Below are 438 nucleotides of genomic sequence, written 5' to 3'. Positions count from 1 at the left end.
GATCTGGAGGCGCTGTCCAAGGCGGCCATCCGTGCCGTCGGCGGCAGCAGCTATTTTCATCCGGTCGTGGCGGGTATCGGCGAAGGAGGCACGCTCGCTTATGCGGCGTTGGCCGATGCACCGGCGGCGACACTGGCCGGCGCAGTCGCGCTCGAACCAGCGCGCAACCTGGTTACGCCACTGCCAACATGCCCGGGTGGCGCAACACCGACGCCGGATCCGGCGGGCGGCTTCGACTATGCCCTCGACGCGCAATTGCATTCCCCTGCAACACTGGTTTCGGCCGACCCGCTTGCGGATATTTCCACGCAATCGTCCGACAATGTGATGCGGGCAAGGGCGATTGTTGTCGACAGCGTGTCTGACCGCCTTGACGCGGCGGTTGACGCCGTGGCGTCGATCGCCGCGAGCGATGCGTCGTCAAATGATCTACCGACC

1 pseudogene is annotated in these 438 nt (G+C 65.5%); it reads left to right on the top strand.

The features are described from left to right. Positions 1-438, top strand: a pseudogene (locus ACWTU8_RS32780) (virulence factor family protein); the annotation flags it as partial.

It is taken from the genome of Mesorhizobium sp. BHbdii, assembly GCF_053848045.1.
Note: the sequence above shows the minus strand (reverse complement) of the source record. Positions and strands in the feature narration are given on the sequence as shown.